The 15,223-nt window shown below is 68.2% G+C and carries 9 protein-coding genes; 4 read left to right on the forward strand and 5 right to left on the reverse strand.

Translation table 11 applies throughout. The annotated features are described in order from the left end of the window. The first annotated feature begins 115 nt into the window (after positions 1-115). Positions 116-742, forward strand: a complete 627-nt coding sequence (locus ACT53N_RS04105; protein WP_476062711.1) for a DUF4142 domain-containing protein — start codon at positions 116-118, stop codon at positions 740-742. On the opposite strand, the gene ACT53N_RS04110 is transcribed toward ACT53N_RS04105, so the two are convergent. Genes ACT53N_RS04110 through ACT53N_RS04120 form a run of 3 tightly spaced genes read right to left on the reverse strand, consistent with a single transcriptional unit; the run spans position 743 to position 5,653 of the window. Next, positions 743-1,171: a PaaI family thioesterase gene (locus ACT53N_RS04110; RefSeq protein ID WP_476062712.1), complete on the reverse strand. Its 429-nt coding sequence runs from the start codon at positions 1,169-1,171 to the stop codon at positions 743-745. Next, positions 1,168-4,755, reverse strand: coding sequence for an ABC transporter permease/M1 family aminopeptidase (locus tag ACT53N_RS04115; RefSeq protein ID WP_476062713.1), 3,588 nt, complete (start codon positions 4,753-4,755; stop codon positions 1,168-1,170). The genes ACT53N_RS04110 and ACT53N_RS04115 overlap by 4 nt, the downstream gene beginning before the upstream one ends. 13 nt (positions 4,756-4,768) lie before the next feature. Next, a complete protein-coding gene (locus ACT53N_RS04120) occupies positions 4,769-5,653 on the reverse strand; it encodes an ABC transporter ATP-binding protein (RefSeq protein WP_476062714.1) in 885 nt (294 codons plus the stop codon). A gap of 300 nt (positions 5,654-5,953) precedes the next feature. Here ACT53N_RS04120 and ACT53N_RS04125 point away from each other — a divergent pair, with 300 nt between their 5' ends. The 3 genes from ACT53N_RS04125 to ACT53N_RS04135 are packed head-to-tail and all read left to right on the forward strand — an operon-like array spanning position 5,954 to position 7,934. Then, positions 5,954-6,634: a fumarylacetoacetate hydrolase family protein gene (locus ACT53N_RS04125; protein WP_476062715.1), complete on the forward strand. Its 681-nt coding sequence runs from the start codon at positions 5,954-5,956 to the stop codon at positions 6,632-6,634. A 40-nt stretch (positions 6,635-6,674) separates the two neighbouring features. Beyond that, positions 6,675-7,307 carry a maleylacetoacetate isomerase gene (maiA, locus tag ACT53N_RS04130; RefSeq protein WP_476062716.1) on the forward strand — a complete coding sequence of 211 codons (633 nt, stop codon included), beginning with the start codon at positions 6,675-6,677 and terminating at the stop codon, positions 7,305-7,307. Beyond that, complete coding sequence (locus ACT53N_RS04135; protein ID WP_310213724.1) at positions 7,308-7,934, forward strand: carbonic anhydrase; 627 nt, start codon at positions 7,308-7,310, stop codon at positions 7,932-7,934. It abuts the gene before it with no gap. A gap of 4 nt (positions 7,935-7,938) precedes the next feature. Here the strand turns inward: ACT53N_RS04135 and pbpC are convergent, their stop codons facing one another. Together pbpC and ACT53N_RS04145 are read right to left on the reverse strand one after the other, a co-directional pair. After that, complete coding sequence (gene pbpC, locus ACT53N_RS04140) at positions 7,939-10,122, reverse strand: penicillin-binding protein 1C (RefSeq protein WP_476062717.1); 2,184 nt, start codon at positions 10,120-10,122, stop codon at positions 7,939-7,941. Positions 10,123-10,148: 26 nt separating this feature from the next. Continuing rightward, positions 10,149-15,206, reverse strand: a complete 5,058-nt coding sequence (locus ACT53N_RS04145; RefSeq protein ID WP_476062718.1) for an alpha-2-macroglobulin family protein — start codon at positions 15,204-15,206, stop codon at positions 10,149-10,151. Positions 15,207-15,223 lie beyond the last annotated feature (17 nt).

Raw genomic sequence — 15,223 nt, forward strand, 5'->3', positions numbered from 1 at the left:
GAACCGATCACGGCCCCGTGATGTTCTTTATGGCACGACGGCGAACCGCGGCGCCGGCCCCGATCTCTCTTTGAAGAGACCCTCACTACAAAAAGAACTCCAGGGAAAGACAGCCATGACCCGTCATTTTCTCGTCGTCGGCGCCGCCGTCGCCGCGCTGAGCCTCGCCGCTTGCGGCCAGAAATCCGATGAAACCAAGGGCGCCGCCACGCCGGCCGAACAGGCCGCGACGCCGGACGCCAACCCCGCCGCCACGGTCCCGACCATGGCCGATGAAACCAAGGCCGATGTCTTCGCCACCAAGATGGCCGACAGCGACATGTTCGAGATCGAAGCCGCCAAGCTGGCCGCCTCGCGTTCGAACAATCCGTCGGTCAAGAAGTTCGCCATGATGATGGAGACCGCACACAAGAAGACCAGCGATGGTCTGAAGTCGGCGATCTCGGCCTCGGGCGTGGCGTTCACGGCGCCGACCATGCTGTCCAAGGACATGCAGGACGAGCTGGACGATCTGTCGAAGGCCGACGCCAAGGACTTCGACAAGGAGTACGCCGACGCCATGGTCGACGCGCACCAGTCGGCCCTGAACCTGCTGCAACGCTACGCCCAGGACGGTGACACGCCGGCGCTGAAGACCTTCGCCGCCGAAACCGCGCCGAAGGTCCAGGAGCACCTGAACATGGCCGAAGGCCTGAAGAAGGGCTTCGAGACCGGTGAAGACGTGGCCAAGGCCCGTCAGTAGTTACGGAATGGCGTAGGCGACCGTCGCCTTGGCGGCGGCGCGCTCGCGTCCTTCAGTCCACATCAGGACATCGACCGTCGCGATCCGACGGCCGAGCTTGAGCAGGACGGCCTCGGCATAGAGGTCGCCCGGCTTGCAGCCGCGAAGAAAGTGGATGTTGAGCGAGGTGGTCACAGACAGGGCCACCTCGCCGATCCGCGCCAGGATCATCGCGTAGGCGGCGGTGTCCGCCAGGCTCATCATCGTCGGGCCCGAGATTACGCCGCCCGGCCGCAGTTGCCGGGACGCATAGGGCATCTTCAGCAGCGCCCGCCCCGCCTCGACCTCCAGCACCTGCGGCATCTGCTCAGGATCCACCTCGGGAAAAGCGCGACGCAGGAATGCATTGAGCGCCCCCGCATCCATCCGGATCTCGCCCCCGTCGCTCATCCGCCGACCTTGACCGTGTTGTCGTCGCCATTGCGGTCGATGACCGTATTGTACGGATCAATGCCTGCGAAGGTCGGCGCGTTGTCGACCGTGAAGGTGAAGCGGTTCTCGCCGGAGCGGATCGGCCGGCGCTGGTACAGCACCACGTTCTTGGCGGCGAAGCCCTTGTCGCCCGGCTTGGCGGTGAAGAGGCCAATCTCCATCGTCTCGTTGAGGGGGGCGTTGGTCTCCTTGCCCTTGCCGTCGGCGTACTTCTTCTGGGCGTCGACCACGACCGTGACGTCGAACTTGCCGTCGGCCCGCTTCTTCACCGAAGCGGTCTTGGTCTTCAGGTCGTAGAGCGTGATCTTCTCGAAGAGATCGGTGATCAGCGCTTGCTTGTCGGCCGGAGCTTCAGCCCGAAGCGCCGCCAGGAAGTCCAGCGTCGTCGGATAGGGCGCGCCCTTGAAGGCGAAGTCGGCGATCAGCTTGCGCAGGGCGCGGTTGACGGCCTCCTCGCCGATCTGGTCCTGCAGCCGGTACATGACCAGCGAGCCCTTGCGATAGTAGATGTAGGGCTGGTTCTCGACCTTGTAGAGCGGCTGCTCGTCGATGACGTCGCCGCCTCGCGCCCGCAGATAGCTGTCCAGCTCGAACTTGAGGAACTTTCGGATCTGGTCCTCGCCATAGGTGTGCTTCATCACCATCAGGGCCGAGTACTGGGCGAAGGTCTCGGTCAGCATGGCCGCGCCCTGCTGGTCGGCGCCGACCACCTGGTGGGCCCACCACTGGTGGCCAATCTCGTGGGCGCCGACATAGGTGACCATGTCGATCTTGGTCGGGTCGCGGTAGTCGGAGATGAAGAACATCCCTTCCGACCACGGAATGGTGTTGGCGAACGACTGCGCGAACTGCGCGTAGTCGGGGAACTCCTGGTAGCGCAGCTGGCGGAACTGATAGGGGCTGAAGTTGGTCCCCATATAGTCCAGAGACCGCTTCATCGACGTCTTCATCCGGTCGATGTTCCAGGCGTGCTGGGGATCGTAATAGACCGCCAGCTGAACGCCCTTGTAGGTCTCCTCGGCCACCTTGTAGCGCGCCGACTGGATCGAGACGAACGGCATGATTGGCGCTTCGGTGACGAAGCGGGCGGTGCGGCGACCATTCTTGACCGTGTCGGACACCTTGTAGCCAGGCGCGATCGGCGTCTGGTCGGCGACGGTGGTCACCGTGATGTCGGAGCGGATGAAGTCGGCGTCCTTGCGCAGCTGGTGGAACTGCCGGGTGGGGACGTCGCCCAGCTTGGCCATGCGTTGTTCGGGCGGCAGGCCGTACTTGCGGCGCTTGGCGCGGTCGCTCAGCAGGCCGTCGCGCGACATGCCCAGGATCGGCGCGATCTCCAGGTTGTTGACGAAGGTCCCGTTGTCGACGACCCGCGTCTCGGCCCCGCTGTTGGGGAAGCCGCGCTGGGCCCGCAGGGTGATGAAGCTCATCTTGCGCTGCTCGCCCGGCGCCATGGGGGTGTCGAAGGCGAAGATGCGGTAGTTGAACTTCTCGAAGGTCTTCTTGGGCCGCGCCCCCTCGATCGACAGGCCCTTGACCTGCAGATCGCGGTCGAAGCGGACGTGGATTTCCTTCAGCGCCGCGCCGGTCTTGTTCTCCAGGACGTAGGAGCCCTTGGTTTCGAGGCTGGGCGCATGGGGCTGGATATAGACGTCCAGGGTCTGGGCGATGATCTTGGGCTGAGGCACGTTTTCGAACGGCAGCAGGGTCTTTTCATACTCGGCCTGCCACTTCTCGCCGTCGATATTGGTGCGGTATTCGTTCCAGACGTTGGTGTTGACGTAGATGAACCCGCCCAGACCCGCAAAGGCGACCAGCGACACGCCCATCAGCGCCCCGGCGCCGCCGTTGAGGCGAAGCGGCAGTCGGCGCAGACGCGGCAGAAGCCGGCTTTCCGTCCCGCGCCGCCACAGGCCGTAGGCCAGCACCAGAAGCACCAGAGCGAAGGCCGTCCAGTAGGCCCGCAGCCACCAGGCGCCGATCCAGAACTTGCCCAGCCCGTTCATGTCCGAGAACGGCGTGCCGGTCGTGGCCCCGTAGTTGTAGAGCTTGTGCTCGAAACCGAGGTTATTGAACGTGATGGTGCTGACGATGTAGACCACCATCAGGGCCCAGCCGATGAACTTGTGCGGGCTGATCGTCTGCAGGAACACCGCCAGGACGGCCATCAGGATAAAGTCCAGGGCCTGCGGCAGGACATACCAGACTAGGTACTTCTCAAGCTCGAAATTGAAGTAGCCGTGGAACACCTGGCTGAGCATGGCGGCGACCACGCTGACCAGCAGGGTGGAGATCAAGACAAGGCTGATGGCCAGGGTCTTGGGCGCGACGAACGCCCAGTCCGGGACCGGGGTGGCGTCGATGATCTCATGGGTCTTCTTCTCGCGCTCGCGCCAGACCAGCTCGCCCGAATAGTAGATGGCGATGATGATCGGGATCAGGCCGAACGACCCCAGCAGCGGGTCAAGCAGGATGCGGGTGACCGGATAGACGACGCCGCCGTAGCGGCCGGCCTCGGTGGCGAACCACAACGAGCCCATGGCGTTGGCCAACCCTAAGAACAGCAGCACGAAATAGGCCGGGCTTTTGAACACCTGGCCCATGTCGAGGCGCGTGCGGACGACGAGCTGGGCCCAGGCTGTCCTGCGATCGAACACCGGAGCCGGGAGCGGGCCGGAGGCGACGGGCGCGGGCTCGGCCGCTGCGGCCTTGGCTTTTTTGGCGCTCTTGCGCTGACCCGACAGCTCCGCCGATTGGAAGCGGAACAGGCTGTAGGCGAGCGCCAGGAAGCCGGCTGCAAGAGCCAGCACGAACACGCGGTTGAACAGCAGCGCGCCGGCCAGCGGCGGGGTCAGGCTGTTGCGTTCGCTGGCGGTCCAGTACTTGGTCGCGAGGCCAAAGGCGGCCGTACCGAGCGGCTCCCAGAGCGCCGCGCCCTTCTCGTACTCAGGCCGATCCAGCGCGATGCCGGCGACGATGTACAGAACCAGGAAAGCGATGACGCCGACATAGGTCCACATCATCGAGCGGGTGACGGTGGCCAGGGCGAAGAAGATCGCCGAGGTCAGCAGGATCGCTGGGAGGGCCAGGGCGAAGTACGCGAACAGATAGGCGTTCAGATCGTTGGGGCCCAGCCGCTCGGGGTCGACCCAGGGCATGAACGAACCCACGAAAATGGCCAGCGGCACGACGAGGAACGAAATCGCCGCCGCCAGGAACGCGCCGGTGAACCGGCCGTACAGGTAGTCGAACTTGCGAACCCGCGTGGATCGCAGGATCGGACCAAAGCCCGTTTCGTCGTCGCGCACCACTACATTGGCCACGAAGGCCGTGGTCACGAACATGTAGAAGATCGCCAGGATCAGGTGCGTCTGGGCGATCGCGTACGGGGCGTTCTTGTGGATGTTGCCGCCGCCGCCGATCCGGATCTGATCGATCGTCGCCGCGCCGAACGTCATCAGAAAGAAGATGACCGCCACCACCCAGAACACGGGCGACTTCAGCTGGTAGCGGAGCTCAAAGCCCGCGATCTTGCCAAACATCGACTCGTCCTCCTTACGCCGCTTGGCGCGAGCGGGTGGACGACAGGGTGGAGAAGTATACGTCCTCCAGCCCACCCTCGACGGGGGCGAAGCCCGCGCCCGGATCGGTCTCGGACTCGATGTGGATCACGGTGCGGCCGGCCAGCAGGCGGGTGGAGATGACCTTGTACTGGGCCTTGGCGGCTTCCAGCTCGGCCTTGTCGATGATCTTTTTCCAGATGCGGCCCTTCAGCTGGGCCACCAGGTCGGCCGGCGCGCCCTCGCGCACGATGCGGCCGTTGCAGATGATGGCCATGGCCGGGCAGAGGTCGGAGACGTCCTCGACGATGTGGGTCGACAGGATCACCACCACGTTCTCGCCGATCTCGGCCAGAAGGTTCAGGAAGCGGTTGCGCTCTTCGGGGTCGAGGCCGGCGGTGGGCTCATCGACGATGATCAGGCGCGGATCGCCGATCAGGGCCTGGGCGATGCCGAAGCGCTGGCGCATGCCGCCCGAGAAGCCGGCGATCGCCTTCTTGCGCACGCCCCAGAGGTTCACCTGGTTCAGCAGGTTCTCGACAGTTTCCTTGCGCTCCTTGCCCCCAGCGATGCCCTTCAGAACGGCCATGTGGTCGAGCATGTCGTAGGCGGATACGCGCGGATAGACGCCGAAATCCTGCGGCAGATAACCCAGCGTCTTGCGCAGCTCTTCGGGGTGCTTGAGCACGTCGATGTCGCCGAAACGGATATGGCCCGAGGTCGGCGCCTGCAGGGTGGCGATGGTGCGCATCAGGGTCGACTTGCCGGCGCCATTGGGGCCCAAGAGGCCGTACATGCCGCGCGGGATCGTCAGGCTGACCTCATCCAGGGCGCGGGTGCCGTTGCCATAGACGTGGGTCAGATTCTCGATGATCAGCATGGTCTTCCTAATGCCCCCGATGGAAGCCGGGCCGCCGCCGGCCATGACGGCGCGGCTGAGCCAAGCTCCAAAGTTTCCAATTCAGCGTCCGTCGGCCCGGTGTCGCCACCCGCCCGACGAGCCTAAGCCCTAGTCCCCAACGGCGAGATGACTCGACGGCGAGCGCGGCGGCAAGTGAAAGAACGTTTAGACCGGCTGTTCAACCATCTCTTTGCGGAACCACAGCCATTTTGAGCCCAGACTTTCACGGTTGCGCGACCGGGGTTTTGGCGCGCCGCTTTTGGGTCTACAGGAAGCGCCATGACGACCTACGCTTTTCCCCCGCACGCCATCCCGACGGTCCCGGTGGAGGGATCGGACGCTGTTTTTCCGGTGCGTCGCATCCTGTGCGTTGGCCGCAACTACGCCGCGCACCGCCGCGAGATGGGCGGCGATGATCGCGATCCGCCGTTCTTTTTCGCCAAGCCCGCCGACGCGATCGCGCCGCTGGCCGCAGAGATCGCCTATCCGTCGGCGACCAGCGATCTGCATCACGAGATCGAGCTTGTAGTGGCGCTGAAGGCGGGCGGCGCCAACCTTTCGATCGAACAGGCTCTGGCCTGCGTGTTCGGCTATGCGGTCGGCGTCGACCTGACCCGCCGCGACCTACAGGCCGCGGCCAAGGCCAAGGGCCAGCCCTGGGAGGCCGCCAAGGGCTTCGACGAGAGCGCGCCGATCAGCGCCATCCAGGTGACGGACGCGCCTGCGGCCGAGGCGGCGGTGACGCTGTCGGTCAACGGCCAGGCGCGCCAACACGGCCTGGTGGGCGACATGATCTGGAACATCGGCGAGGTGATCGCCAAGGCCAGCGAGCTCTGGACCCTCGCCGCCGGCGACCTGATCTTCACCGGCACGCCCGAGGGCGTCGCCGCCATCGCCCGCGGCGACAAGGTCGTCGGCGAGATCGAGGGCGTGGGCCGCCTGGAATTCACCCTGGCCTGACGTCGCTGGCACGATCCCGCCGTCTTTGAGAGAGACTTCGATGAAGCTCGTCCTGCACAGCGCCAAGCGCGCCAGCGCGCCCTATCGGGTGCGGATCGGCCTGAACCTGAAGGGCATTCCGTTCGAGCTGCGGCCCGTCGACCTGGTGGCCAACGCCCACCAGGGCGAGGCCTACCGCGCCCTGAACGCCCAGGCGCTCGTGCCGACCCTCGAGGTCGATGGCCGGCCGCTGACCCAGAGCCTCGCCATTCTGGAGTGGCTGGACGAAACCTTCCCCGAAAATCCGCTTCTGCCGAAGGACGCCTTCGACCGCGCGGCGGTTCGCGCGATGGCCGAGATCATCGCCTGCGACATCCACCCCCTGAATAACCTGCGCATCCTGCGTCAGCTCACGGCGATGGACATCGACGAGCCGGCCCGTAACGCCTGGGTGGCGCGCTGGATCCAGGACGGGTTTGCCGCGTTGGAGCCCATGGTGGCCCAGCACGGCCGGGGCTACGCCTTCGGCGATACGCCCGGGCTGGTCGACTGCCTGCTGGTGCCGCAAGTGTTCAACGCCAACCGTTTCAACGTCGACCTGTCGCCGTTCCCGGCCATCGAGGCCGCCGCCGCCCACGCCCGGGCGCATCCGGCCATCGCCGCCGCCCACCCTGATCACCACCCGGAGCGCTAGATGCTTGAGGACCTGAAAGCCAACAACGCCGCATGGTCGAAGAGCAAGACGGCGGTCGATCCCGAGTTCTTCAAGCGCCTCGCCAATCAGCAGAGCCCCGAATATCTGTGGATCGGCTGCAGCGACAGCCGAGTGCCGGCCAACGAGATCGTCGGCCTGGATCCGGGCGAGCTGTTCGTCCACCGCAATGTCGCCAACCTCGCCCCGCCGCAGGACGCCAACTATCTGAGCGTGCTGCAGTTCGCGGTCGACGTGCTGAAGGTCAAGCACATCATGGTCGTGGGCCACTATGGCTGCGGCGGCGTCGCGGCGGCCATCGACGGCAAGCGCCGGGGTCTCGTCGACCACTGGCTGCACCCGATCCGCGAGGTCCACGCCGAACACCGCCACGAACTGGAGGCGATCCCGGAAGAGCGCGCTCGCCTCGACCGCCTGACCGAGCTGAACGTCACCCGCCAGGTGCGCAATGTCGCCTCGGACGTCTTCGTGCAGGACGCCTGGGCGCGCGGCCAGTCGCTGGCCGTGCATGGCTGGGTCTATTCGCTGGCCGACGGTCTGGTGAACGATCTCAATGTCGGCATCGCCGGGCTGGAGGACTATCAGCGGGCGGTCGGCCAACCGGGGTGAGGACCTACCCGCCCCTGATCCGGACCTTGGCGCTGACCCTCCGCCCTTCCGCGTCCACGACCGTGAGCTTGTAGAAGCCCGGCGCTGCGGGCTTCCAGATCGCGCGGCCGCTGACGGGGTCGGGGTCCAGCGGCGCGCCCTCCACGTACCAGGTCAGACCTTCGCCTTCGGCGGCGAGCACGAGCCCTCGCGCCTTGGGCCCCAGGGCGTCGACCTGCACTGAGGCGCCGTCGGGCGGAAAGATAAGGCGCGGGCCGTCATCGGCGGCGCGCAGCTTCTGGAGCGCCAGCGGCGCGGCCTTGGGCGCGATGGGCCGGGGTGCGGAGCCCTGGGCGCCGATCGCGTCGGCCACGTCGAAGAGCAGCGGCAGGGCCGCGTCGCGTCCCGTCAGCCCGCCCCGCGCGCCCCCATCGGCGCGGCCCGTCCAGACCAGGATTGCATAGCCGCCAACCACGCCGGCCGCCACCGCATCCCGGAAGCCGTAGGAGGTTCCGGTCTTGAAGGCCATCGATGGCCCGCCCCGGGTCAGGGCTGACGGCGCGCGGCCCTTGGGCGCAGGCGCCTCGCGCAGGATGTCGAGCACCTGCCGCGCCGCCTCGGGCCGGACGAGGCGCGTCCCGCCGGCCTTCTCGCGCGCCTTTGCCTCAGTCTCCGTCCAGGCCAGGGGCTTGGCGATCCCGTTGTCGCCCAGCGCCGCGTACAACATGACGAGGTCGCGCCAGGTGATCCCCTCACCGCCCAGCGCGAGGGCGAGGCCCGCCTCCTTGAGCTGCGCCTTGGGCCGGGCCAGATGCGCGCCGGCCGCCTCGATACGGCCCGCGAAGGCCTCAGGCCCCAGCTTCTCCAGGGTGGCGACGGCCGGGACATTGAGCGAATGGGCCAGGGCCTCGCGCACCGTGACCTTGTCGTGAAACACCCGGTCGAAGTTCTCAGGCTGATAGTCGGCGAAGCGGGTGGCGCTGTCGGTCAGCTGGGTGTCGGCGGCGACGAGGCCGTCGTCCATGGCCATGGCGTAGATGAACGGCTTCAGGGCCGAGCCGGGCGAGCGCAAAGCGCGGGTCATGTCGACCCAACCGCCGGCCCGGTCGCGGCCCGCCGAGCCCACCGAAGCGCGCACCGCTCGGTTGCGGATCTCGACGACGATGATCGCGGCGGTGGCGTCCGGGCCCTGCGCAGCGGCGACGGCGGCGGCCATGGGCTCCAGGCGCGACTGCAGGTCGGCGTCCAGGGTCGAGACCACGCTGGCCTGGCCCTCGGGGGCGGTCCGCGCGAGCTCCCCCGCCGCGTGCCAGGCCAGGGTAGGGAAGGCGGCCCGGCGCGGCATGGGCTCGTTTTCGGCTTCGTAGGCGGCCGCCGCGCTGAGGGTTCCGCCCCGAACCATCTTGTCCAGAACCGCCCGCCGCGCCACCTTGGCCGCCTCGGGCCGGCGGTCCGGACGCCGGGCCTCGGGCGACTGCGGCAGGGCGATCAGCAGGGCCTGCTCGCCGTCGGTCAGGCTGGACGGTTCATGGCCGAAATAGCTGAGGCTGGCCGCCCGTGCGCCCTCCAGGTTGCCGCCATAGGGGGCCAGGGTCAGATAGAGGGTCAGGATCTCGCGCTTGGAGAGCCGCGACTCCAGCTGCATGGCGCGAACCATCTCGATCAGCTTGGCGCCCAGGGTGCGCGGGCGCGGCTCCAACAGACGCGCGGTCTGCATGGTCAGGGTCGAGGCGCCCGAGGTCACCCGGCCACGGACCACCGCTGAGCCCACGGCGCGGACCAGCGACAGCGGGTCAACGCCCAGATGGAGATAGAACCGGGCGTCCTCGACCTTGATTAGGCGCTTCTGGAAGGTCGGGTCGGTGCGCTCGAGATCGGCCCGAATCCGCCAACGGCCATCCTCCACCGGCAACGCGCGCAGCCAGGCGCCGCGCCGATCCAGCACCACCGGCGAGGACTGCCGGGCGCGGGTCATGTCGGGCGGGAAGAGGGCGCTGAGGGTGAAGAGGGCCAGCTCGAGGGCGAGGGCCGCGATAAGGGCTTTGGTCAGGCGGGGGACGCGACGGGCTTCGTCTCCCCAAAACTCAAACCGTGTCATCCCGGCCGGACCCCGGCCTTGAGCCGGGGGGAGAGCCGGGACCCAGGAGCGACCGCACTGCGCTTGGCCGCTGGGTCCCGGATCGACCCTGCGGGCCGTCCGGGATGACACGACGTTTCAGGCCGCACTGAAGTCATCTATTGCCCCGGCGCGATGGTCGCGCGCGAGGCGTCCGAGCGCGCCACTATGGCCGGTCGGTACATGTCCTTGGCCACGGCGCCCGGCAGGAAGAACGAGCCCGGCGTCACCGCCCGCGCCACATAGGCCAGGGCGAAGGGCTTGTTCCCCTCCAGGTCCAGGGCCGCGATGAAGCGGTCGTCGCGGCTTTCCTGCACGTCTGCGGCGGTCAGCTCGCCCAGGAACTTGAACGGACCATTCTGGGCGTCGTCGGCCCCCAGGGTGGTCTCGATCTCGAACCCGGCCGGCAGGGCGTCGTCGACCACCAGGGCCACCGAGCGCTCCTGCATCGAGCGGCCGGAGACCAGCACAATGATCCGGTCGCCTTGCCGGATGGTCGCCGGGTCGATCGCCGCGCCCCCCATCGACAGCAGGCGCTTGCCCACCGACAGGCCGCTAGCGGTGGCCGGCGGGGCGGAAACCGGCGTGCCGCGCACGCTGACCGTCCGCCACAGCAAGCCCTTGCCGGTGTTGACGAAGCGGGCGTCGGTCAGCTTGCCCACCGCCCAGCGGGGCGCGCCGCCGGCGGGCGGCAGCGGATTGGCGCCCGTGGCCTGGATCGAGATCGGGCCCGAGGCCTTGATCAGGGCGTTGGCCGCGTGCAGCAGCGCCGCCTGCTCCTGGGTGTTCAGGGCGTCGGGATCCTTGACCGAGTTCTCCAGGCGACCCTGCATCTGGCGCGCCACGTCCATCATGCCGGACTCGGCGGCGAGGGCCGTCAGCACGGCAGTGTCGCGCAGGGTGGACTGGTACCAGTCCATCTCGTCGCGATAGCCCAGCGACTTCACCGCCTGGCGCATGGCTGAGCGGGCGCGGGCGTTGTCCCCCATCCGGGCCAGGCCGGCGGCGACATAGGCCTTGGCGATCGGCTGGTCCTCGTCCTTCATCTGCACGTCGTGCCACCAGCGCAGGCGCGCAAGGTCGCCCTTGCCGGCCTTGGCCATCACGTAGAGGGCGTAGGCGCTGGCGCGGCGACGCATGCGTTCGGTGGCCTGCTTCGAGGCCTCCTGGTTGCTGGCCCACCAGCCTGGATACTCCATGCGATAGGCGACCGAGGCCCAGCCGTCGGGACGGCTGACCTGGCGCATGGCGCTGACGGCCTTGTCGATGGCCGCGTCCGGCACGGCCACACCCTGCGCCTTGGCCTCGAGCAGGAAGTCGACGACATAGGCGCCCAGCCACGGGTCTGCCTCGCCGTCGCCCACGCGCCAGAGTCCGAAGGCGCCGTCCAGGGTCTGACGGTCCAAGAGCTTGCCCACCGCGCCAGCCAGGGCGGCCGGGGTGCGCTTGAGCTTGGGGTCGTTCGAGAAGGTCTGGGCGTAGAGCAGCGGATAGGCCGTCGAAACCATTTGCTCGGTGCAGCCGTACGGATAGCGCTGCAGCGCCACCGCGATCGCCGAAGGGTCAAAGCCCCGGATCGGCGAGTAGCTGACCTGCATCGTCACATCGCCCGCCGCCAGGCCCGCCAGCAGCGGATACGACGGCGTGAAGGCCTCGCCCGGCTTCTGCGGCTCGGTGGTGGTGCGCACGATGTCGCCCCAGCCGAGGCGCGTCTGGATCGGATAGTCTTTCTGGGTCGTAAAGCCGGGCCCTGCGACCTTGAAGCCGATCTTGCCGACGCCCGTGACGTCGGGGGCCAGGAACGGGATCTTCTCGGCGACGCGCTGGCCCAGGATCAGCTGGAACACCTTGTTGAAGGCGACCTTGAGCCCGCCGACCGAGAAGGCCTCGGCGGTGTAGGCGCCGGACTTGCCCTCGACATTGTGCAGCTCCAGCGTGGCGTAGGCCTGGTCGCCCGGCGCCAGGAAGCGCGGCAGGTTCAGGTCGGCCACCACCGGCTGGCGCACGGTCAGGGGCTTGGAGGCCGAGCCGACGGCGGTGTCGGTCCAGGCCACCGCCTGGATGCGCAGCTCGCCATTGAAGTCGGCGGCCGGCAGCTTGACCACCGCCTTGCCGTCAAAGCCCGTCTCCACAACACCCGACCACAGGGCCACGGTCTTGATCGGAGTCGTTGTTAGCCCCTCGCCGCCGATCTCGTCGCCGCCGAAATTGACATTGGCCGGCGCGCCCATGTTCGGGTCGAGCAGACGCCCATAGTCGTCACGGTAGTTGAGGGTCAGGGCCCGCTTGCCGAAGTACCACTTAACCGGATCGGGGCTTTCCTGGTGGGTCAGGCGCAGGATGCCCTCATCCACCGCCGCGATGGTGATCCGGGCCTTCTGGCCCAGGCCCATGCCCGACACCTTCACCGGGATCTCGACCGGGGCCTTGCTATCGATCTTGCTCGGCGTGCCCAGGTCGACCGTCAGCTTACGGCCCTTGGGGTCGATCGGGACATAGACGAGACCCAAAGCCCGGCGCGGCTTCGGCGACGCCACCGGATCGCGCGGCTGGATCACGCTGACCATCACATAGGCCCCGCCGCCCCAGGCGGCCGAGGTCTTCAGGCGCACGGTGGTTCCGTTCTCGCCGACGCTGACGGTCTTCAGGTCGATCAGGCGATCGGTGGCGACCGCGATCTGGGCCTCGCCCGCATAGGGCGGCTTCAGGGTGATCTCGACCGTGCCGCCTTGCGCATAGGTTTTGGTTCCGGCGGTGACGCGGACGACGTCCGGCGCCTCGCCCTCGCGGGCCGGCGCGCCCCAGCCCGCCGAGAAGCGGGTCACGGTGCGCGCGCCGTCGGCGCCTTCGACCTCGAGGCGATAGTCGCCCCAGCCCAGACGGCGGTTGATCTTGGCGGGCTGACCGGCGCCGATATTGACCTGCGCCTTGGCCACGATCGCGTCGCGGCTGCTGCGGCGCCACTGCCAGCGGCCGTTCTGCTGGAACCAGTCATAGTCCCAGCGCTCGGCCACCAGGGTGTAGGTCGCCGTCGCGCCGATGCGCTGACCGGCGGCGTTGACGGCGATGATGTCGAGGCTGACGGGCGGATCGCCCTTGCCCTCGCCCTGCTCGACCTTGACGCCGTAGTAGACGGCCTTGGGCCGGACCTTCAGCTCCAGCCCCTCGCGAACCGGACGGCCGCCCGGCTCGAACACCGAGGCCGTGACCGAGGCCACCAGCGGCTGGGCGGTGTCGCCGACATCGCCGGTTCCGACCGACAGGATCGCGCGGCCCTCGCCGTCGGTCACCGTCGAGCCGAGGTCGAGATACTTCTCCTCGAACGGCTTGCCCTGGTCGCCCCATTCAAAGCCCTTGAAGGCCGGGAACGGATCGGTGTCGGCGCGCAGCCGCGCCTCGCCTTGCGTCTGCAGGCCCGCGCCCGGCGCGCCATAAAGGAACCGGGCCGAGACATCGACCTTGCGGGTGTCGCCCGCGCCAAGCGGCACGGACTCCTGGCCGGTGGCGGTGACCGCCAGACGCTGAGGCGCGAAGTCCTCGACCGAGAAGCTCAACGACCCCGTCGCCTCCTCGATGCCCTCGACATGCAACTCGGCCATCCAGCGCCCACGCGGCGCCGAGCGCGGCAAGGCGATGTCGGCCAGGGCGACGCCGGCGTTGGCCTGGCTGAACGGATAGCGGCGGAACTCCACGCCCGAAGGACGCTTGACGATGATCTCGCCCTTGCGATCGTTGACGGCCTTGGCCATCCGGTCGCGGATCATGGCGGTCAGATGAACCGTCTCGCCCGGACGATAGATGCCCCGGTCGGCGTAGAGGTAGCCGTCGATATCGGCCGCGACGCTGCGACCATCGACGCCGCCCTCAGTGCGGCCGCCGACGCCCTGCTTGGACAAGTCCACCGGCGAGCGGTCCAGATCCAGCACCGCCAGATCACCTTGCGCGCCGTAGGCCATGACCATCTTGGCGCGCTCAGCGCCCTGGCCCTTCAGCAGCGGACGCAGGAACCGCACGCGGCCGTCGGCGTCGCTCTGGGCCTCGGCCAGCGGCTCGCCGTCGGCGGCCACCAGGGCCACGCGTACGCCCGACAGGGTCTTGGCGCTCTTCAGCGAGCGGACCACGACATCCAGGCTTTCGGAGCCGTCATAGGCCAGCATCGCCATGTCGGTGAACACGATCCAGCGGCGGGCCTGGGCGGGATTGTTGTCGCCGTCCTCGGCGTCGCGGCCGCCCGAGGCGTCGCGCGCCTTGATCACGAAGGCGCCGGCCTTCATGTCCTTCAGCACCGCGCCGAGCGGGAAGACGGTGGTCGCCTTCTGGCCGGTCGCGCCGCCGGTGACCTGCACCGTGCCCTTCCAGACCTGACGGCCGTCGTCGCCGACCGCATCCTCGCCATAGTCGCCGGCCCAGTCGCCCTCGCCCGAGGGGTCGGGCGCGCTGATCGACTTGCGGACGAGGTTGCGGTCCGGCACGCGCCAGACCTCGATGGCCAGGGTCTGGACATTGATCGTCTCGATGGCGACGCCGTCCGACTCCTCGCGCGGCAGGATCACGCCGTCGCCGGCGAAACCGACGTAGGGCGGCTTCTCGCCAAAGGTGAAGTCGACATCGGCGTTGGCGCCCAGGGTCTCGCCGCCCTTGGCGGGCAGGCCCTTCAGCAGCGTGATGCGATGATCGGTGAAGCCGACGCCGCCCAGGCACAACTCATCCCCCTTCACCCGCACCGACGGCTGGCGGCCGAGGTCCGGCGAGACCAGCACGAAGTCGGCGTAGGATTTGGAGGGATCCAGATCCCGGCTCATGCGGATACAGGCCAGCGGGTCGGGGCCGCTGCTGTCGACGCGGGTCTGCCAGACGGCGAAACCTTCGGGTTTGGGGATCCCGCGCCGGGGCGCGTTGGCCGAGCGCGGCTTGCCGAACAGCGACCAGGCTTCGCCCTTGACCGACTCCGCGCCGGCCGGTTTGCCGCCGCCGAAGAAATGACCGCCCTTGCCGACGGCGAAGCCGCCGCCGAAGCCGACGACCAGCGCCCCGGCCAGGGCCAGGGCGACAGGGCCTTTCAGGGAGGCGGGCCAACGTTGGGCGACCGCTTCACGCGTAGCGTTCCAGCGAGCCTGTAGCGCCGCGCGGAAGTCGCGGCCACCTTCCGGCGGCGTCTCGTCCGTCGACATCGTCATTCCCCTTCGGCTCAGCC

Source organism: Caulobacter sp. DMC95 (genome assembly GCF_056313785.1).